Raw genomic sequence first — 20093 nt, forward strand, 5'->3', positions numbered from 1 at the left:
TGTATTGTCCGAGGTTTAATAATGTCTACTTTGCAGCTAGTGCTGGCACAAATCAATTCTCTCGTAGGGGATATTCCCGGCAACACCGCAAATGTGATTGAGGTGGCACGTAAGGCTCATCGAGAGCTTGGGGCCGATCTGGTCCTATTTCCGGAGCTGACCTTATGCGGCTATTCACCAGAGGATTTACTTCTGCGCCCCAGCATGCAGATACGCATTGAGGCTGCGCTGGAACAACTGAAAACGGCCCAGCTGCCCTGTGCCATCTTGGTAGGTTATCCGCGATACCGGGATGGAAAGATATTTAATATGGCGGGCCTGGTTAGTCAGGGCGAAATTGTTGCGGAATATGCCAAGCAAAAGTTACCCAACTACCAAGTATTTGATGAGAAACGCTATTTCACCAAGGGCGATAAGCCATGTGTCGTTGAAATTGAGGGTATACCTGTTGGGGTCAGTATCTGTGAGGATATTTGGCACCCTGAACCGATTCAGCAGGCTGTTGAGGCAGGTGCAAAAGTGATGCTGAATATCAATGCGTCTCCTTTTCATCGTGGCAAAGCCCAGCAACGCTTGGAGTTGCTTTCCAAACAGGCGCGTGTGGCGCAGGTCCCAATCGTATACGTGAACTGGTGCGGTGGCCAGGATGAACTGGTGTTTGATGGTGGCTCAATAGCTATAGATTGTCGGGGAGAAGTCTGCGCCAGGGCTGAGGAGTTTGCGGAGCAGCTATTGCCGGTGTCGGTCTCCGAACAAAGTGGAAGGGTTACATTACTACCAGGAGATAATGCCCCCCCCCTGGATGATCTGGCAGCAGTCTATCAGGCCTTGGTACTTGGAGTGCGGGATTACGTCAATAAAAATGGCTTTAATGGCGTGGTACTGGGGCTCTCGGGGGGGATTGATTCAGCGCTGACTCTGGCGGTGGCAGTGGATGCCTTAGGTAAAGAGCGAGTGGAAGCGGTTATGATGCCTTTCCATTACACTTCTGATCTCAGTAAGAATGATGCTGCCGATCAGGCCCAGCGCCTTGGGGTGCATTACCGAGAGATCGGTATTGAGCCTATTTTCGACGCGTTTATGGGGGCTTTATCGGAAGAGTTTGCCGGTAGTGAGAGAGATACCACGGAGGAAAACCTGCAGGCTCGCTCCCGCGGTGTGCTGCTGATGGCCATTTCCAATAAGAAGGGAGCCATGGTGCTGACTACCGGCAATAAGAGTGAGATGGCCGTTGGGTATGCGACGCTGTATGGCGATATGGTTGGGGGCTTTAATGCTCTGAAAGACGTGCCCAAGGTGCTGGTATTTGAGCTTTCTCGCTATCGAAATACGGTATCAGAGGTGATACCAGAGACAGTGATCACGCGCCCACCCAGTGCAGAGCTGGCACCAGATCAGATAGACTCAGACAGCCTACCTCCTTATGAAGTCCTGGATCAGATTCTCAATCTGTATGTCGATCAGGATTTCAGTGCTGAGGAAATCATCCGTCGTGGTTTCCAACGGAGTGAAGTTGAGCGGGTTGTGCGCCTTGTAGCACGCAATGAGTACAAGCGCCGTCAGGCTGCTGTGGGGGTACGGATCTCGGAGCGAGGCTTTGGGCGGGATCGTCGCTATCCAATCACGAATGGCTGGAAGGCCGGCGAATAACTTGTTTTAGAAAGTAAAACGGCGCCGATTGGCGCCGTTCTTAGTTGTGGAGCATACCTACAGCAGCTCTGGAGGTAGGGGGGCCTCTCCACGATTGTATTCGGGGTTGTACATTTCGCGGCTATCAAAGCCCTCTGGGTCTGATTTCTCGAAAAGGCCCAGGGTTACCCGATGCACCAAGCTACGGCCACTAGCACCCTTGTAGAAGTTGTAGTTAAAGGAGCCATCTTCATTAAAGGCTGGGTGATCTGGGTAGTTGTTGCGCATAACGCTCAAGGCGTTGGCCTCTAACTCCGGCATCTCCATGAGGTTATACCCCTGTACCATCACCGCAAGGGCGTCCGGTACCGCAGGGGTCTGCTGGAAGTTTTCCACTACATAGCGGCCGCGGTTGGCGGCTGCGAGGTAGGCTCCACGCTTGAAATAATAGTTGGCTACATGGATTTCATAGCGAGCCAGCAGATTGCGCAGATGAATCATGCGTTTTTGCGCATCTGCGGCGTAGCGGCTCTCCGGATAACGGGCCATCAGCTGTGAGAAATAGGCGAAGGACTCACGTGCAGAGCCGGGGTCGCGGTTGGTCAGGTCTGTCGGCATAAAGCGCTCGAACAGTCCGGTGCCCTCGGTAAAGGAAGATAGCCCCTTCATATAGTAGGCGTAATCGACATTGCGATGCTGGGGATGAAGGCGGATAAAGCGATCTGCGGCGGCGATAGCCGCATCGTTCTCATAATTGCGGTAGTAGGCGTAGATTAGCTCCAACTGGGCCTGTTCCGCATAGTTGCCGAAAGGGAAGTTATCTTCCAGGGCGCGCAGGTTCTTGATCGCCAGGTCCCACTGGCTGGTGCGCAGCTGCCGTTGCGCTGCCTCGTAGAAGGCCTGCTCTGTACGGTTGCCGCTAGGCAAGCCCTCTTCTGAGTCGTCAGTGCTGGCGCAGGCAACCAATATTGCGGACACCAAGGCCAGCCACAGCATTTTCCAGGTCTGCATAGCCCTTCGCTCTATCATTCTTACACTCTACCTTATTAAACTACCCGCCAAGATTAATCTGGCGCGTCGGACATTTAACCACAGTCGCGGTGCTGCCCAAAGTATTTGCAATTGTTTAATGAATGACCACCTAAACCTCGATATTGAAGTTCCGGCCAATTTGGCTGGTCGAAGATTAGACCAGATAGCAGCCGAATTAATTCCCGATTACTCCCGTGCGCGTTTGCAATCTTGGATTAAGGGCGGTCAACTCACCGTAAATGGTGCCCCTGCCAAGCCCAAGGATAAGCTATTTGGCGGTGAGCGGCTTAGTCTTCACGCTGAACTTGAGGTTCAAGGCGCCTGGAGCGCCGAACCCATGGATCTGAGCATTGTTTATGAAGATGACAGCCTTATGGTCATCAATAAGCCTGCAGGGATGGTAGTACATCCGGCTGCCGGAAATCCCGATGGCACCCTGTTAAACGGTCTTTTGCATCACTGTCCCTCTCAGGAGAGGATTCCCCGGGCGGGGATCGTGCATCGTCTCGACAAGGACACTAGTGGCTTGATGGTCGTGGCCAAGACCCTGTTGGCGCAAGCTAGCCTTGTAGACCAGCTAAAACAAAGAACGGTCAGTCGTCAATATGATGCTTTGGTGCAAGGAATAATTACCGGTGCGGGGCGTGTCGATGCTGCAATAGGACGCCACCGGCAAAACCGCCTGAAAATGGCTGTGCTGGACTTTGGTGGCAAGGAGGCCATTACCCATTACCAAATTCAGCAACGTTTCCGGGTGCATACACTATTGCGTTGCAAGCTGGAAACTGGACGCACCCATCAAATCCGGGTGCATATGGCTCATATTCGTCACCCACTGGTGGGTGACCCGCTATATGGGGGTAGGCCAAAGTTGCCACCAGAGGCGCCCACTGAGCTGATTGGCGCCTTACAGGGCTTTCCCCGACAGGCCCTGCACGCGGCGGAGCTCGCACTCATCCATCCCCAGTCGGGTGAGGAAATGCACTGGCGCGCCTCTATGCCTGAGGATATGCTGGCCCTACTCGACCTACTTGAACAGAATACTTACTAGGTCAGTAGCAGCACAAACTTCCACTAGAACAGGAGTCGGGGCCTTAGAGTTCGGCTCCTATTGCCCAGGCAGAGCAGATATACCATGTCCAGTGATCATTACCTGAGTCCAGTATGGCCGGCCCCTGCCAGGGTGAGAGCATTCTCTACCTTGCGATCAGGTGGGTATAGTTCGGGGCCCCATACCTCTTTTAATCTTGCAGCGCATGTTGGTGACAGTGAGTCAGCAGTTTTGGCTAACCGCGGGCTACTGTGTGATCAGCTGGAGTTGCCGGGTGAACCACAATGGCTTGAACAAATCCACAGCGACAGGGTGGTAGATGCTCAGGGGGATGGGCTTGTGCGGACTGCCGATGCCAGCTTTAGCCTGAAAAGTGAAATTGTTTGTGCGGTGCTCACCGCCGACTGCCTTCCCGTACTTATCTGTGACAAAGCAGGCACCCGAGTGGCAGCGGCCCATGCAGGTTGGCGCGGGCTGGCTGGAGGCATTTTACGCAATACGATAACTGCCTTGGATTGCGACCCCGCAGAGCTATTGGTGTGGCTGGGGCCTGCGATTGGTCCTGAGGCCTTTGAGACTGGGGTGGATGTCCTGGAGGCCTTTTTTGAAAATGCCCAGGGTGGTGAGCATACCGAGGCTATTGCCCGCTGCTTTCAACCTCATGTAAAAAAGCCATTACATTTTCTTGCGGATATTTATGGTTTGGCTCGGGCTGAGCTAAAGGGGCTTGGTGTCGGGCATATCTACGGTGGTGAGCGCTGCACGGTGAAAGAACCTGAATACTTCTATTCCTATCGTAGGGAGAAGACTACCGGGCGTATGGCCTCACTAATCTGGCTGGCGGATAATTAATGCTGCTCATAACCTAAGGTGCAGCTAATTATTGGGCTGGCTAATATGAGGGTGCGCTAGGTTCTTTTCAAGGGGTACCGACTGACAAATGCCGAGTTTACAAAGAAATAATTACTCCCCCTTAGGAAGTTAATCGAAACTTCTTGCTGTTTGATTTAAATCATTGAAAACCTTTCCCTCGCCCCTATTTTAATAGCCAACACTACACTGAATGCGTAACGCCAACCGGGTGTTATTGACGCAAAGCTATATAAGATCCCTAAGTAGGAGAGGTTGTATTCATGCGAATTGATCGGATGACAAACCCACTGCAAGCAGCTTTTGCTGATGCACAATCCATGGCTGTGGGACGGGACCACAACCAGATTTATCCGGAACATTTAATTCTTGCACTACTCAACCAGAATAATGGCAGTGTCCCGGCATTTTTATCCCAGGCCGGTTTTAACTTAAATGGCCTGCGCAATGACTTGGCCAAGAGACTGGATAATCTGCCAACTATCAGCTCCCCAACTGGGGATGTGGGCATGTCTCAGGAACTGATGCGCCTGATGAACCTAACCGATAAAAAGGCGCAACAAAATGGCGATACATTTATATCCAGTGAAACGGTCTTACTTGCAGCTTTCGACTCCGCTGCAGGGGAAATTTCTAAAATTCTCAATGCTAATGGCGACAAGAAACAGTTAGAGGCGGCGATTCAGAAAGTGCGTGGCGATGAAAAAGTGGATGATCCCAATGCGGAGGAGGCGCGCCAAGCGCTGGATAAATATACTCTCGACCTGACGGAGCGTGCACTGGCTGGCAAGCTTGACCCAGTAATTGGGCGCGATGATGAAATTCGTCGAACTATCCAGGTGTTACAGCGCCGCACCAAGAACAACCCGGTATTGATTGGTGAGCCTGGAGTAGGGAAAACGGCCATTGTGGAGGGGCTTGCACAGCGTATTGTAAATGGCGAAGTACCTGAGGGCCTGAAGGACAAGCGCCTGCTTTCCCTGGACTTGGGTGCACTGCTTGCGGGAGCCAAATTTCGCGGGGAGTTTGAGGAACGCCTCAAGGCCGTCCTGAATGAGCTATCCAAGCAGGAAGGGCGTATTATTTTATTTATTGATGAGTTGCACACCATGGTTGGCGCTGGAAAGGCAGAGGGCGCCATGGATGCCGGTAATATGCTCAAGCCGGCACTGGCTCGTGGTGAGCTGCATTGTGTCGGCGCCACCACCCTGGATGAATACCGTCAATACATTGAAAAAGATGCGGCGCTTGAGCGCCGTTTCCAGAAAGTATTGGTGGATGAGCCTACAGAGGAAGATACCATTGCAATTCTTCGTGGCCTGAAAGAACGCTATGAGGTGCATCATGGTGTCGATATTACTGACTCTGCAATTATTGCCGCGACCAAATTATCCCAGCGCTATATCACCGATCGCCAGTTACCAGACAAGGCGATCGATTTAATAGATGAAGCGGCAAGTCGTATACGTATGGAAATTGATTCCAAGCCGGAGGCGATGGATAAGCTTGAGCGCCGTCTGATCCAGCTTAAGATCGAGCGTGAGGCGGTCAAAAAAGACAAGGGCGATGAGGCCACTAAAAAGCGCCTGGCAAAGCTGGAGGAAGAAATTCTTCAACTGGAGAAAGAATACTCCGACTTGGAGGAGGTGTGGAAAGCGGAAAAAGCCCAGCTCGCAGGTAGTCACGACCTTAAGGAAAAGCTAGAGCAGGCCAAGCTGGATATGGAGTCTGCACGACGTGCCGGTGATTTAACGCGTATGTCGGAATTGCAGTACGGCGTGATTCCACAACTTGAACAACAGCTAAAGTCTGCTGCTACCCATGAGGCAGCAGAAGAGCCGCGCCTGCTACGCAACCGGGTTACCGATGAAGAAGTGGCTGAAGTGGTTTCACGCTGGACAGGTATTCCAGTTTCGAAAATGCTGGAGGGCGAACGGGAAAAACTGTTGCGCATGGAGGATGCGCTGCATAAACGGGTTATTGGACAAGCTGAAGCGGTAGATGCTGTCGCCAATGCGGTTCGCCGATCCCGCGCGGGCTTGGCGGATCCCAATCGCCCGAATGGTTCCTTCTTGTTCTTAGGGCCTACCGGGGTGGGTAAAACCGAACTCTGTAAAGCGCTGGCGCAATTTCTATTCGATACAGAGGATGCGATGGTGCGGATTGATATGTCGGAGTTTATGGAGAAACACTCCGTCGCACGCTTGATTGGTGCGCCTCCAGGTTATGTTGGTTATGAAGAGGGCGGATATTTAACCGAGGCGGTGCGTCGCAAGCCTTATTCGGTGGTTCTGCTAGACGAGGTGGAGAAGGCTCATCCGGATGTATTTAATATTCTTCTTCAGGTCCTTGATGATGGTCGCCTGACCGATGGTCAGGGCCGCACTGTGGATTTTCGCAACACTGTGGTGGTGATGACCTCCAACCTGGGTTCTGACCTAATACAGAAGTATGCAACGGCTGAAAATGGCGACGACCTGGATGCGGAGATTCGCTATCGCCAGATGAAAAATGCAGTGATGGAGGTGGTTAGCAATCATTTCCGTCCAGAGTTCATCAACCGTATCGATGAGGTTGTGGTTTTCCACCCTCTCGACAAAGGGGAAGTACGTTCTATTGCGGAGATTCAGCTGAGGCAACTATGTCGCCGCCTCAGCGAGCGTGACTTGAAGCTGGAGGTATCCGAGGCGCTACTGGATAAACTGGCGGAAGTTGGTTTTGACCCGGTTTACGGTGCGCGTCCACTCAAGCGAGCTATCCAGATGTGGCTGGAAAATCCCCTGGCACAGGATGTATTGGCTGGAAAATTTGCGCCCGGTGCTACCATTCACGCTGATGTTGAGGGTGATAAGGCCGTCTTTCATTAGTTATTTGATCGCGATGGCGCCAGCGATAGCTGGCGCCACATACTTACCGTGCAGCCTGACGTCTTTTCTCCTCTTTAAATTCTCTTAGGCTGTTTTCGCGTGCCATGAGGCGAGGGCCTAGGGGCACTTATCGTATTTTCTTTATAAACTAAACTTTGTGGTCCGATAAAGATCGGGGTTGTTCTCGCCTGAATTCTCCTGACTCATCGATCTATGGCATTTTCTGTTGAGTGATCGGGGGTACATTATCAGTAAACGCATGGTATTAATGCTGCTGGGATGCTTACTATTGTTTGGCGGTATTTTTGCTTATAAGTTTTTTGGCCGCTACATGATGAATCAGTTTCTCGACACCATGTCTCTACCGGTGGCTACCGTCACCTCCGCCACTGCACAAATCCAGAACTGGCGTGAGGATCTGAGTGGAGTTGGAACAGTTCGCGCGGTAAATGGCGTCGAAGTCACTACTGAGGCTGAGGGTGTCGTCAGCGCCATTCATTTTAAATCAGGACAATTTGTGCATGGTGGAGATCTTCTGGTAGAAATTTTTGCTGAACCGGAAAAAGCTCAGTTACAGGTGCTGGATGCAGAGTTACGTCTTGCACGGCGCAATTATGTCCGTATTAAAACCTTAACCAAGCGTGGAGTTACTACTGAAGCAGATCTGGATAGTGCTCAGAGTACTTTGGATCAGGTAATTGCCAATATTCAAGTACAGCGAGCTAGGGTTGATCAGCGCCGTGTGGTGGCACCTTTCAGTGGTGTGCTCGGTATTCGCCGTATTGACTTGGGTGAAAATGTCAGCCCCGGTGAGGCGGTAGTTTCCCTGCAACAGCTGAATCCTATCTTTGTGGACTTTTCTCTGCCTGAGCAAAAATATTCAATGGTTAAGGCAGGGTTGCCGATTTACCTGACTACAGATGCATTCCCCGGTAATACCTATCGTGGGAAAATCACCGCTGTTGACCCTCGCGTAGATAATGCCAGCCGTAATTTCCTTATTCAGGCAACCCTAGACAATCCAAGAAAACACTTGCGCCCGGGTATGTTTGCCCAAGTCTCAGTAGAAATTGATGCGAGTCGACGGGTTTTGGCCGTACCGCGAACATCTTTGGTTTTTGCACCTTATGGGGTGTCAGTTTTTGTTTTGGAAAAAGATGATGCAAGCGGAGAGTTAATCGCGAATAAGCGCTTTGTGAAGACGGGTGAGGAGCGCGGAGATATGGTGGAAATTGTGCAGGGACTTCAAGAGGGAGATATTATCGCTAGTAGTGGTTTGCTAAAACTTCGCAATGGTAAACGGGCCAATATTAACAACGAAAATAAACCGCCGGAAAATTTACATCCAAAACCTGGCAACAGTTGATTCCCTCCGAGAGCAGCGGTGAATTTTACTGAGATTTTTATTCGTAAACCGGTACTGGCTTGTGTGGTCAGTCTTTTTATTTTTCTGTTGGGGTTGCGTTCAATTGCCGAGTTGAATGTGCGCCAATACCCCAAACTGGAAAATGCGGTCATCACAGTGACTACCGTATATGTGGGTGCTGATTCCGACCTAGTCCAGGGGTTTATCACCACGCCCTTGGAACAGGAAATTGCCACTGCAGATGGCATTGACTATATGGTGTCTACCAGTGTGCAGGGACTTTCTACCATCAATGCCTATGTGCGCTTTGATTTTGACCCTAATGAGGTTTTGACCCAGATAGTTGCCAAGGTGAACAAACTGCGTAGCGATCTCCCTGATGAGTCGGAAGACTCCAGTGTGGAGATGCAGCAGGGGGAAACTACGGCGGCAATGTATCTGTCATTTTCCTCAAATATTCTTGCCAATAACCAGATCACCGATTATTTGACTCGGGTAGTGCAGCCAAAGCTGGCCACTATTGCCGGGGTGCAGCGTGCTAGATTACTCGGTGATAGCACTTTTGCCATGCGCGCCTGGCTAAAACCCAGGGAAATGGCAGCACTTGAGGTAACCCCGGCAGATATTGCCAATGCCTTGCGGGATAACAATGTTCTCTCTGCAGTGGGTGCGACTAAGGGTTCGCGGGTTGCCATGGAAATTCGAGCGGATACGGATATAGCCAAACAAATAGACTTTCGTCAGTTGGTGGTACGTGCATCCGGTGACCAGCTGGTGCGCCTTGGGGACGTGGCAGAAATAGAATTAGGTGCAGAATCCTATGACAGTTCGGTGACCTTTAACGGGCAGTCGGCCACCTTTATTGCAGTGGAGGTTGCGCCCAATGCAAACACTCTTGATGTTATTAAGCGAGTTAGAAAGAAGCTTGAAGGTGAGATTTTTCCGCAACTGCCGGAGGGGATGCTAGGAGAAATTCCCTATGACAGCACGGAGTATATTCAGGATTCGATTACTGAAGTGGTGGAGACCATCATTGAGGCTGTCATCATTGTTATCGTGGTGATCTATTTGTTTCTTGGTTCCTTACGCAGTGTTTTGATTCCAGCAGTGGCTCTGCCCCTATCTTTGGTAGGAGCAATGTTTCTCATGTTGTTGATGGGTTTTTCCATCAACTTATTGACGCTTCTCAGTATGGTTCTGGCTATAGGAATAGTGGTGGATGATGCCATTATCGTTCTAGAAAATGTCCACCGGCATATAGAGGAGGGATTATCGCCAAGGGAGGCGGCTATCGTTGGCGCACGTGAACTGGCCTGGCCAGTAGTTGCTATGACCACCACACTGATTGCTGTTTATATCCCTATAGGTTTTCTTGGAGGGCTGACTGGCACTCTATTTATTGAATTTGCTTTTTCCCTTGCCGGTGCCGTGCTTTTGTCTGGAGTTGTGGCACTCACACTATCACCAATGATGGCTTCGAGAATATTAAAGCCCAGGGATGGAGGTGGGACTCGCTTGGAAGCTTGGTTAGAGCGACAATTTGGGCATTTACAAAAAGGATTTGAAAAGCGTTTGCATAACTCTCTGGAAGAACGCGGAGTGATTTTGGTATTTGGCTTAATTGTTTTGGCAAGCTGTTACTTTCTATTCGTCACTTCACCGCGAGAATTGGAGCCAACAGAGGATCGTGGTCTTGTGCTCACTATTTCCACTGCCGATGCCTATGCAACTCTGGATTATGTAGAGCAATTCAGTGGGGAATTGGTGGATATTGCCGAGAGTTACAGTGAGGTCGAGAATATTTTTCTGCTTAATGGGGCCGGCACTTTTAGTAGCGGAGTCAATAATGCCACTGCAGGTTTTGTACTTGGTTCATGGGAAAAACGCGATAAAGATACTGAGCAAATGCAGGAACTGATCAGTAAGGATGTAGCGCAAATTGCGGGCTTGAAAGTTGCTGTTGTAGTGCCGCCGAGCTTGCCCACTGCGGGGGGACAATTACCGGTGGAATTCGTGATTGGTGCCACTGAGCCAATGGAAAACCTTGCGTCTGTTGCCAGTGAGATAATGACGCAAGCTCTCGAAAGCAGAAAATTTATTTTTCTCGATTCAGACCTGAAGATAGATAAGCCAAAGATTGTGGTTGAAATAGACAGGGATAAGGCTGCCACTATGGGTGTAGAAATGGTGGACCTTGGGCGCGATCTGGGGGCCATGTTATCAGGTGCCTATATCAATCGCTTTTCCTTGGATAATCGCAGTTATAAAGTAATTCCTCAGGTGGAGCGGATTGATCGTCTCACTGCAGAACAGCTGGGGCAGTATTATATCCGGGCGGTTAATGGTGACCTGGTTCCGGTTAGTACACTGGTCCGCCTTAAGGAAACAGTAGAGCCACAGCAGCTAAAACGTTTTCAGCAGCTCAATGCTGTGACTATTTCCGGAGTGCCACGCCCGGGGGTCACCCTGGGGGAGGCTTTATCGGTTTTGGATAACGCTGCTCAGGAAATATTACCAGAGGAGTATTCGGTGGATTACTCGGGCCAGTCCCGTCAATTTAAGACAGAGGGCTCGGACTTAGTAGTGACTTTTTTCTTTGCACTCGTTGTTATTTATCTGGTATTGGCAGCACAATTTGAGTCCTGGCGTGACCCACTGATTATGTTGGTTACTGTGCCTATGAGTGTTTGTGGGGCAATGATCTTTGTCAGCCTGGGACTTACTACTTTGAATATTTATACCCAGGTGGGCTTGGTCACTTTGATCGGGGTTATTTCCAAGCACGGTATATTAATTGTGGAATTTGCCAATAAATTACAGATGGAGGGGATGGACAAGCGTACGGCTATTGAAGAGGCTACCTCCATTCGACTGCGGCCGGTATTGATGACTACGGCATCATTGGTTCTAGCTATGGTTCCCCTATTAATTGCTTCAGGCCCAGGTGGAGGGGCCCGCTTTGCAATGGGGTTAGTAGTCGCGACCGGAATGACTATCGGTACTCTATTTACCCTATTTGTGGTACCAGCCATGTACCTTTATCTGGGGCGGGATTATCGAGCAAAGGCGGGGGCTGTTGGAGTTATTAAAGGGTAGCTCGATAAATGGTTTCACGCATTAAGCGTGTCCCCTGAAGTATTACTGCGCCTGAATTCGCTGGGAGTAACACCTTCGTGCTTTTTAAAAAACCGGGTAAATACTGCACGTTCGGCAAAGTGCAGTTTAACCGCAATGCTCTCTACTGATTCGCTGCTGGATAACAACAGGCGCTTGGTGAGAGCTAGGGTGACACTATCTTTTAGCTGTTGAAAAGTTACCCCCTGTTCACGCAATCTCCGCTGCAGGGTACGACCGCTGGTACGGAAATGGGCGGCGGCTTGCTTGATCGTGATCTCTTCGCTCAGCAGGTGCTTTTCCAGCCAGGAACGCAGGCTCGCAGCTAGGTTGTAGCTCGACAAAGTACTGTGTAATACGGTTTTCAAAATATTGCGGCTCTGGCTGCGTAGTAGCTTGTGGTAGCTGGGAATAGGAAAGTCCAGGGTTTGAGGTCCCAGGATAATGGAGTTTTCACTGCTGCCGAATTCGACCGGGCATTGGAAAATACGGGTATAGATAGTGTCGTCTTCTGGTTTTGTCCTGCGCAGTTTTACACCGCGAACTTCAGCGAACTGGGGGTTCAAGGTGCGTAATAACTCCACAGCGCGGGTCATCAACATTTCTGCGATAAATGCATTTACAGAATCACTGAATAACTCTTGGCGCCAGTTCAGGGTAAGAATTTCTGAATCTGTTTCTGTTCGTGTTTCAAAACGCAGTAGGGGGGCCAGGGTTTGTGACAGCACAATTTCGGCGGGACGCAGAATTTCCCGCGGGCGCCGTAGAGATGGCTGTGCCTCAATGATGGTTTCCTCAAGCCACAGAATGATTGGAAATCGGCTAAAGCTGAGTCCCGGTGAGGAGACTGGAGAAAGCGCTACCAGGTTATTCACTAGGGCATTGAATTCGCTATAGCTGAGCCGCTCGCTTTCGCGAGGATTCCAACTGAATGCAAATGGCAGGCGCTTGATCAGGGTCTCGGTTGGAATTCCGAGCCTGGCGGCAGCGACTACAAAGTAGGGGGCAAATATTTTGGGCACGCCGGCATGGCCGGACTTATTTTTATTTTGGTCTCTCATGACTCTTTGCCGTCCGGGTGGCGTTGGCAGGATCATAGCAAAGGCGTCCTAAACAACGAAAATAAAAATGCGGAATATGACGAGTCGGTCGCGTCAGGTGGCGTGCTTGGTCATCTTCTGGCGCCATTAATCCTATTACCAGCCCAGCGTCTGCGGCTAACGTGCAGGGGTCTGCAGCGAAAAGTAGAGAAAAATTCACGAAACCCTGCAGTCATAAATTTCTACTTATAAAATTATAAAGGCTAATAACAATGACACTGTCTAAACGACTGGGCGCAGGCCTGTCTGTTTTTTTCGCTGCGATGATGGGCGCTTCTTCAGCGGTAGCTGAGAACTGCTATATCCTGGTCCACGGACATGGAGTTGAAGGGCACACAACCAGCGTCAAAGCTGATGGGAGTTTAGTGCAGCCAGCACTGGACTATTGGAGTGAAACCTACTTTGACGAGTATAAAAACAGCAGTTTTATAGACCAGCTGGTAGCGAATGGCGGTAATTACGGTGTGGTAGGCTACAACTCCACCGATGAAGGTGAATTGCCTTATTGGCACGATCAGACTTCCGGGGAAATTGCCCGGCAAATTATTCAGATACGTAATGGGGAAGGTGATCGCTTCGAGCACGGTAACCAATGTGCTGCCAATGATACTTTCTGGATTGTTTCCCATAGCCAGGGCGCTGCACAAATGATGTATATAGCCGGGAATGCTGTGGTGGGCTCTCCTTACTACAACCGTGCTTATAAGCAGTACGATACCAACACTGAGATGCAAGAGGTTAAAAAATGCTCGACCACCTGGTATGGCAGCACCAGCTGTAAAAAGGTGACTGAAGAAGTACGAGTGGCCGGACTCAGTGATAGTAATGCGATTGAAGTTGATTTCGACACTGCGATTAGTGGTGTAGCGGCGATTTTCACCACCGGAGGTGCGATCACCGGCACTGAGGGTGTGGATCGTATTTGTAATGGCTCCTGGTATGACGATGTTATCAATGATCTTTTCCTAGGCAGGGAGTGTTCTGCAGTACGCTATATGCAGACCAATGACATCTATACAGTGCGTAACTACGTGGGCACTAATCTGGGAGCACCTGTTTATACGATTGGTGGCTACGCCACTTTCCCAGGCGTAGAGAGTGCTTCCTCAGCCCTGCTGAATGGTGAAGATGATGGTTATATTAACCTTGCTTCGCAGATGAACTGCGCTGGCTCTGGTAAACGTAATCTCTGGTCCAACCTGAAGCAATATGACACCTTTATGGGTATTGCCTATGGTAGTGCGACTTTCTCATGCAATAACGACAACAAAGGTACTGCGCGCTCCTATAACCTCGCCAGCATTCATGTTGACCATGACGCCCAGCGCAATGGCGGTATCATGTCTCCAGGCTACGATGGTATCCCCGATGGCCTGGATTGTGGTGCGGGTAAAAATAGTGCCGGTCGTATCGCAGCTTGTACTCAATAAATATTTGTCAGGAGCGAGTAGATGTCCGTCAGCAGTAAACAACGTAACAAGAGGCGTACAGCCTTAGTTGTCAGTGTCCTATTTATTGCCGCTGCCATTTTTTTCTGGCGAGTGGGGAATAGTGGGGACCTGCCCACCGCGGTTGCTGCTGAAGCTAAAACAGTTTTTCCGTCCCTTCCTAAACAGGTGGAGATAAAAGAGTCTCAGGTGGAAAAGGAAGAGCTGGTTGATGATGAGTCCATCAAAGTTTGGCAAGAAATTCAGGCGCGTCCAGTAAAAACTGAATTACATCAGTCCCTGCTATCTGATCTAGCAAAGTTCCACCGTTACCCACCGGAGAACCGCGCTATCAAGAACCCCTCTCAGGATCCAATCACCCAGACCCATGCGCCAGATCAGCGCACCACTCATAGTGACAATGGTGATGCATTAACACTGTGGACTGAAAGAAAATTCTATTCCTATGGTGAAGTGCTGAGAGCTTATGCCTTTCAGACTGACAGCGACGGGGCTAAGGTGCCCGCAGATCTGACCGCGCTAATGGTTCTGGACGATCAGCAGGTAGTGGGAATTCTGACATTTAGCGATACAAATGGTGATTTAATTTACGAGGTGGAAATGGAGGCTGGCTCCTATCAGGGGCAGCCTCTGCCAGCTGGCATCTACAAAATCATTGTGGATACGGATATTGATGGTCTGCGTGATGCAGCCGCTTTTACCCTGTCGGAGGATACCGGGAGCTATACCGGGAACCTAAGGGATTCATTGACCTCCGAGGGCAATCTGCTTATCGAGGCTGAGGTGGAAATCCTTGAGCAGGGCCGCTTTTATTTCCGCGCCTCCCTTTATAATGATGAGCAGTCATCTATTGGCACAACCCAGAACGCCCTGCAGCTTCCTCCAGGACGCCACTGGATACCCTTCGACTTTTATGGCCTCATGATCCGCGATGCCGATCAGGATGGCCCCTACCTCGTGAAGCAGTTAAGTATTTCCAGAGTCACAGTGCCTCGAACGGAAAGGCTTTTCGAGCCAGGATACTACACCGAACGCTACAGCCTGGAGCAGTTCAACGATACTCCCTATAAAGAGCTGTAGCGGCAATTATTCGCGGGAATTAGCAGTTCTCGCGAATGCTCTTTTGTTCTTGGTTAATACGTTGCTGCCTCTCATCCTCACCGAGCACGCGGTGATTGCCGTTCTCGTCGACTTCCCTAACGCGTGCATGGCTGGTCAGCGCCTTTAAGTTATCCTGCGAATTTTGACAGCGTTGCGCGCGTGCGGCTGCTTGGGCACGGGCAACCTGCTCGTCTACTTCTGAAGGTTGTTGAGGAGTGGGCTGGCCTTGAGGCTGAGTTTCAATTGCAGGTTTGGTGGTTTTTGCTTCTTTCGCAGCTCGGGTCGCTTGTTGCTCCGCTTCCCACTGCTTGTAACGCTCTGATTTAGGTTTCTTGATTACCTCTACTTCGGTACTGCTAGGTGGCTGCTCGCCGAAATGCACGACCCCATTTTCGTCCACCCATTTGTAGATGCCGCTGGCCTGTGCTGTTAGCGCCAGGCTGGAAATTAGCATTGCGAGAGCGATGCGCATTGGAGTACCCCTCTTGGTCTTATCTTTCCTTACTGGCCACATTGTAACTGCGTCAGGGGTTTTTCCTGCAACCCTCTTAACACTTTCAGTCACGCCTATTGACAGCAAGGGAGCAGTTGGCACAATCGAAAGTTTCCTCGGCGAGTAGTAGTCACCGCAGACTCGCGGTCCAGACGCTGATTTTCAGGTGGATTACCCTTCCATCACATTTCCGTCGAGAGGCTCTCCCTACCCCTGGAGGCCTGCTAGCCTGCAACTTGGACACGGTTGTGTCTGGTTTCGGCTGGGTGTTTTGCTGTGCGCGATGATTTCATCCTAAAAATCGGCATGCAAACACGCAACAGGCTGATATTTGTCACCATTTTCTTTTATAATCGCCATTTAGCATTCTCGTTATATGGTGGATTCATGGCTTCTTGGTGATGTCTGTCCTACCAAGCAAGAAAACTGAGGAGACTCAAGTGGAATTACTTTCCGGCGGCGATATGTTGGTTCGCGCGCTGCAGGATGAAGGGGTAGATCTGATTTTCGGCTACCCAGGCGGCTCGGCACTGCATATATATGATGCTATTTTCAGGCAGAAGTCGATAAAGCACATTCTGGTGCGCCACGAGCAGGGTGCGACTCATGCCGCGGATGGCTACGCCCGCTCGACAGGCAAGGTGGGTGTGGTACTTGTGACTTCTGGTCCGGGTGCAACCAATGCGATCACCGGGATTGCGACCGCCTATATGGATTCAATTCCCATGGTGGTGATTTCAGGTCAGGTTACATCTGACAAGATCGGCGAAGATGCGTTTCAGGAAACTGATATGGTCGGCTGTTCGCGTCCGATTGTGAAACATAGTTTCCTGGTTAAGAACGCTGAAAACATTCCCGAAATTATCAAGAAGGCCTTTTATATTGCCAATACAGGTCGCCCTGGCCCCGTCGTGGTTGATGTGCCCAAGGATGTGACTAATCCGGCAGAACGATACCCTTATCAGTATCCTGAAAAGTTGCGCATGCGCTCCTATACCCCGGCAGGCAAAGGACATGGTGGGCAGATACGCAAAGCGGTGGCGCTGCTGTTGTCGGCGCGTCGACCGGTGATCTATGCTGGTGGTGGCGTAGTTCAGGGCGGAGGTTCGGAGCTGCTTACTGAATTGGCCCGTCGATTGAATTTTCCCGTGACCAACACATTGATGGGGCTGGGAGCTTACCCAGGTAGTGATAAGCGCTTCCTGGGCATGCTGGGAATGCACGGCACTTTTGAAGCCAATACCGCTATGCACCATGCAGATGTGATCCTGGCGGTGGGAGCGCGCTTCGATGATCGCGTCACCAATACCCCGAGTAAATTCTGCCCCGGTGCCAAGATTATTCATATCGATGTTGATCCGGCCTCCATTTCAAAGACCATCGTTGCCGATATTCCTATTGTTGGCACTGTGCAATCGGTGCTGTCCGAGATGCTGGACACCCTTAAATCTGGCGATGAGCAACCGGACCAGTCGGCAATAGTGGACTGGTGGCGCCAGATCGACGATTGGCGTGAGCGTCACGGTCTCTACACGGCGCCGCGTTACCAAACCGACGGTGCACTGATTATGCCGCAAGACGTAATTCGCGCGGTATACGATATTACCGAGGGCGATGCTTACGTTACCTCGGATGTAGGCCAGCACCAGATGTTTGCTGCCCAGTATTATCACTTCGATAAGCCGCGCCGATGGATTAATTCCGGTGGTCTCGGCACCATGGGTTTTGGTTTGCCCGCAGCTCTGGGGGTGAAAATTGCCCACCCGGATAAAGAGGTAGTGTGCGTAACAGGGGAGGGCAGTATCCAGATGTGTATCCAGGAGCTGTCCACCGCTACTCAATACCATTTACCGGTCAAAATCCTCTGCCTTAACAACCAGGCCCTCGGCATGGTGAAGCAGTGGCAGGAAATGCAGTACGAGGGACGCCTCTCCAACAGCGTCTACGAGGAATCTCTTCCGGACTTTGTAAGGCTTGCCGAAGCTTACGGTCACCTCGGGGTCAAGATTGAGCACCGAGATGAACTGCATGGAAAACTGCAGGAAGCTTTTGCAGAAAAAAATCGCACGGTATTTATCGATGTCTATGTCGACCCATCTGAGCACGTGTACCCGATGCAGGTCATGCCAAACGGCTCTATGCGTGACATGTGGCTGAGCAAAACCGAGCGGACCTAGGGGGCAGGGCAATGCGAAGAATTATTTCGGTACTGATGGAAAATGAACCGGGCGCCTTGTCTCGTGTAGTAGGGCTGTTTTCCCAACGTGGCTACAACATTGAAAGCCTAACGGTGGCACCGACAGAAGATGCCACCCTATCGCGCCTTACCATGGTGACCATTGGTGATGATCACAAGATTGAGCAGATAACCAAAAACCTGAACAAGTTGATTGATGTGGTGAAACTGGTGGACCTGACCGAGGGGTCTCACATTGAGCGTGAATTACTGATGGTGAAGGTGCGTGCGAATGGCGCCCAGCGCGATGAAGTAAAGCGCAGTGTGGATATCTTCCGCGGCCAGATTGTGGACGTCACCAGCAATATGTACACCGTACAGGTGGCCGGTACCAGTGAAAAGCTCGATGCATTTCTTCAGGCACTTGGCGAGCACACGATTATGGAAGTTGTCCGCTCAGGAGTATCCGGAATCGCCCGGGGTGAAAAAGTTTTAAGTGTATAGATGGCAGGAAACAGGAATTTAGCAATGCATGTTTATTACGATAAAGATTGTGATCTCTCTTTAATTCGCGAAAAAAATGTAGCGATTATCGGTTATGGTTCCCAGGGCCACGCTCACGCCAATAATCTTCAGGATTCCGGCGTGACCAATGTAGTTGTAGGTCTGCGTGCGGGTTCCAGTTCTTGGGCTAAGGCAGAAAGTGCCGGGCTGCGTGTAGCTGAAGTGGCAGATGCGGTTAGAGATGCAGACGTGGTTATGATTCTGGCACCGGATGAGTACCAGGCCAACATCTATAAAGAGCAAGTGGCTCCAAACCTTAAGTCGGGTGCCGCTCTCGCTTTCGCGCACGGTTTTAATGTGCATTTTGAACTCATTGAACCGCCGGCGGATGTCGATGTAATTATGATTGCCCCCAAGGGCCCGGGCCACACCGTGCGTTCTACCTATCTTGAAGGCGGCGGCGTTCCGACCTTGATTGCTGTATATCAGGATGCATCGGGTAAAGCCAAAGAGCTCGCCCTTTCCTATGCGTCTGCAAATGGTGGTGGCCGCTCAGGGATTATTGAAACCAACTTCCGCGAGGAGACCGAAACGGATCTGTTTGGTGAACAGGCTGTGCTCTGTGGAGGTGTTTCTGCTTTGGTAACTGCAGGTTTTGAAACTCTGGTTGAAGCGGGTTATGCGCCTGAAATGGCCTATTTTGAATGCCTGCATGAACTCAAGTTGATCGTTGACCTGATGTATCAGGGCGGAATAGCGGACATGCGCTATTCTATTTCGAATACCGCTGAGTATGGTGATTATGTAACTGGTCCACGCATCGTAACTGACGAAACCAAGGCTGAAATGAAGCGTGTGCTGAAAGATATTCAGACCGGCAAGTTTGCTAAAGACTTTATGCTTGAATCTCTAGCTGGGCAGCCACGACTGAAAGCTGAGCGCCGAATTGGTTCTGAACATGAAATTGAACAGGTAGGTGCCAAATTGCGTGCAATGATGCCCTGGATTAAGGCAAACAAGATTATCGATCGGACTGAAGGCAATAACTGATCGATACATCACAGAAAAAACGGCGGGGATACCCGCCGTTTTTTTTTGCCCTGTGCGCGCACTTGGCAATGGCGTACACTCGCTGGCTGCAAAATGCATTAACGGAGAATCTATGAGCCTTCAAGGGGATGAAAAGAAACCCGCGGACTCAATGAATGCAGCGGGCGAAGAAATTCGTCTACCTGTCGATGAGCATATTGAGGAAGAGGTTGCGGCAAACGGTAAAAAAGTTCGTGCCCGTGGCGTTTATCTGCTACCTAACCTGATTACCACCGGTGCACTTTTTAGTGGC

At 50.6% G+C, this 20093-nt stretch carries 15 protein-coding genes (1 of these 15 only partly in view); 12 read left to right on the forward strand and 3 right to left on the reverse strand.

Features of this window, described 5'->3' with window-relative positions:
* The first annotated feature begins 21 nt into the window (after positions 1-21).
* The gene (locus ACJJI7_RS09565) at positions 22-1650 is read left to right on the forward strand and encodes an NAD+ synthase (protein WP_026304890.1); all 1629 of its coding nucleotides are present in this window, start codon (positions 22-24) and stop codon (positions 1648-1650) included.
* 57 nt (positions 1651-1707) lie between these two features.
* On the opposite strand, the gene ACJJI7_RS09570 is transcribed toward ACJJI7_RS09565, so the two are convergent.
* Positions 1708-2658, reverse strand: a complete 951-nt coding sequence (locus ACJJI7_RS09570; protein ID WP_051089458.1) for an outer membrane protein assembly factor BamD — start codon at positions 2656-2658, stop codon at positions 1708-1710.
* Between the two features lie 100 nt (positions 2659-2758).
* Here ACJJI7_RS09570 and rluD point away from each other — a divergent pair, with 100 nt between their 5' ends.
* The 5 genes from rluD to ACJJI7_RS09595 all read left to right on the forward strand — a co-directional run bounded on the left by rluD (position 2759) and on the right by ACJJI7_RS09595 (position 11911).
* Complete coding sequence (gene rluD / locus ACJJI7_RS09575) at positions 2759-3712, forward strand: 23S rRNA pseudouridine(1911/1915/1917) synthase RluD (RefSeq protein ID WP_020411454.1); 954 nt, start codon at positions 2759-2761, stop codon at positions 3710-3712.
* Positions 3713-3796: 84 nt separating this feature from the next.
* Entirely contained in the window at positions 3797-4564 is a 768-nt protein-coding gene (pgeF, locus tag ACJJI7_RS09580; RefSeq protein ID WP_020411455.1) for a peptidoglycan editing factor PgeF, read from the forward strand.
* A 281-nt stretch (positions 4565-4845) separates the two neighbouring features.
* The gene (gene clpB / locus ACJJI7_RS09585; protein WP_020411456.1) at positions 4846-7449 is read left to right on the forward strand and encodes an ATP-dependent chaperone ClpB; all 2604 of its coding nucleotides are present in this window, start codon (positions 4846-4848) and stop codon (positions 7447-7449) included.
* Positions 7450-7675: 226 nt separating this feature from the next.
* Positions 7676-8815 carry an efflux RND transporter periplasmic adaptor subunit gene (locus tag ACJJI7_RS09590; RefSeq protein WP_282951713.1) on the forward strand — a complete coding sequence of 380 codons (1140 nt, stop codon included), beginning with the start codon at positions 7676-7678 and terminating at the stop codon, positions 8813-8815.
* An 18-nt stretch (positions 8816-8833) separates the two neighbouring features.
* On the forward strand, positions 8834-11911 hold the full coding sequence (locus ACJJI7_RS09595; RefSeq protein WP_444902268.1) for an efflux RND transporter permease subunit: 3078 nt from the start codon (positions 8834-8836) through the stop codon (positions 11909-11911).
* A gap of 14 nt (positions 11912-11925) precedes the next feature.
* Here the strand turns inward: ACJJI7_RS09595 and ACJJI7_RS09600 are convergent, their stop codons facing one another.
* Positions 11926-12990: an AraC family transcriptional regulator gene (locus tag ACJJI7_RS09600; protein WP_444902267.1), complete on the reverse strand. Its 1065-nt coding sequence runs from the start codon at positions 12988-12990 to the stop codon at positions 11926-11928.
* A 251-nt stretch (positions 12991-13241) separates the two neighbouring features.
* Between ACJJI7_RS09600 and ACJJI7_RS09605 the strand changes: the two genes are divergently transcribed.
* Positions 13242-14459 carry a hypothetical protein gene (locus ACJJI7_RS09605; protein ID WP_444902266.1) on the forward strand — a complete coding sequence of 406 codons (1218 nt, stop codon included), beginning with the start codon at positions 13242-13244 and terminating at the stop codon, positions 14457-14459.
* A 21-nt stretch (positions 14460-14480) separates the two neighbouring features.
* Positions 14481-15557, forward strand: a complete 1077-nt coding sequence (locus ACJJI7_RS09610) for a hypothetical protein (protein ID WP_444902265.1) — start codon at positions 14481-14483, stop codon at positions 15555-15557.
* 19 nt (positions 15558-15576) lie between these two features.
* Here the strand turns inward: ACJJI7_RS09610 and ACJJI7_RS09615 are convergent, their stop codons facing one another.
* Positions 15577-16173 (reverse strand): DUF4124 domain-containing protein, encoded by a 597-nt coding sequence (locus ACJJI7_RS09615; protein ID WP_282951708.1) that lies wholly within the window; start codon positions 16171-16173, stop codon positions 15577-15579.
* Positions 16174-16511: 338 nt separating this feature from the next.
* Between ACJJI7_RS09615 and ACJJI7_RS09620 the strand changes: the two genes are divergently transcribed.
* From ACJJI7_RS09620 to pssA, 4 genes are all read left to right on the forward strand, one after another.
* Positions 16512-18248, forward strand: a complete 1737-nt coding sequence (locus ACJJI7_RS09620) for an acetolactate synthase 3 large subunit (protein WP_444902263.1) — start codon at positions 16512-16514, stop codon at positions 18246-18248.
* Between the two features lie 11 nt (positions 18249-18259).
* Positions 18260-18751: an acetolactate synthase small subunit gene (gene ilvN / locus ACJJI7_RS09625; RefSeq protein WP_020411464.1), complete on the forward strand. Its 492-nt coding sequence runs from the start codon at positions 18260-18262 to the stop codon at positions 18749-18751.
* Positions 18752-18775: 24 nt separating this feature from the next.
* Positions 18776-19801 (forward strand): ketol-acid reductoisomerase, encoded by a 1026-nt coding sequence (ilvC, locus tag ACJJI7_RS09630; RefSeq protein ID WP_444902262.1) that lies wholly within the window; start codon positions 18776-18778, stop codon positions 19799-19801.
* Positions 19802-19913: 112 nt separating this feature from the next.
* Positions 19914-20093 carry the beginning of a CDP-diacylglycerol--serine O-phosphatidyltransferase gene (gene pssA, locus ACJJI7_RS09635; protein ID WP_020411466.1) on the forward strand. 696 nt of this gene lie beyond the right edge of the window, so 180 of the gene's 876 nt are visible here — the first part of the coding sequence; the start codon lies at positions 19914-19916; its stop codon lies beyond the right edge, outside the window.

The sequence above is a fragment of the Microbulbifer variabilis genome (genome assembly GCF_056232115.1).

Coding starts and splice junctions, on each gene's coding strand:
- ilvN (WP_020411464.1), top strand. CDS start 18,260: ATGCGAAGAATTATTTCGGTACTGATGGAAAATGAACCGGGCGCCTTG.
- ACJJI7_RS09600 (WP_444902267.1), bottom strand. CDS start 12,990: ATGAGAGACCAAAATAAAAATAAGTCCGGCCATGCCGGCGTGCCCAAA.
- ACJJI7_RS09610 (WP_444902265.1), top strand. CDS start 14,481: ATGTCCGTCAGCAGTAAACAACGTAACAAGAGGCGTACAGCCTTAGTT.
- ACJJI7_RS09565 (WP_026304890.1), top strand. CDS start 22: ATGTCTACTTTGCAGCTAGTGCTGGCACAAATCAATTCTCTCGTAGGG.
- rluD (WP_020411454.1), top strand. CDS start 2,759: ATGAATGACCACCTAAACCTCGATATTGAAGTTCCGGCCAATTTGGCT.
- clpB (WP_020411456.1), top strand. CDS start 4,846: ATGCGAATTGATCGGATGACAAACCCACTGCAAGCAGCTTTTGCTGAT.
- ACJJI7_RS09605 (WP_444902266.1), top strand. CDS start 13,242: ATGACACTGTCTAAACGACTGGGCGCAGGCCTGTCTGTTTTTTTCGCT.
- pgeF (WP_020411455.1), top strand. CDS start 3,797: ATGTCCAGTGATCATTACCTGAGTCCAGTATGGCCGGCCCCTGCCAGG.
- ilvC (WP_444902262.1), top strand. CDS start 18,776: ATGCATGTTTATTACGATAAAGATTGTGATCTCTCTTTAATTCGCGAA.
- ACJJI7_RS09570 (WP_051089458.1), bottom strand. CDS start 2,658: ATGATAGAGCGAAGGGCTATGCAGACCTGGAAAATGCTGTGGCTGGCC.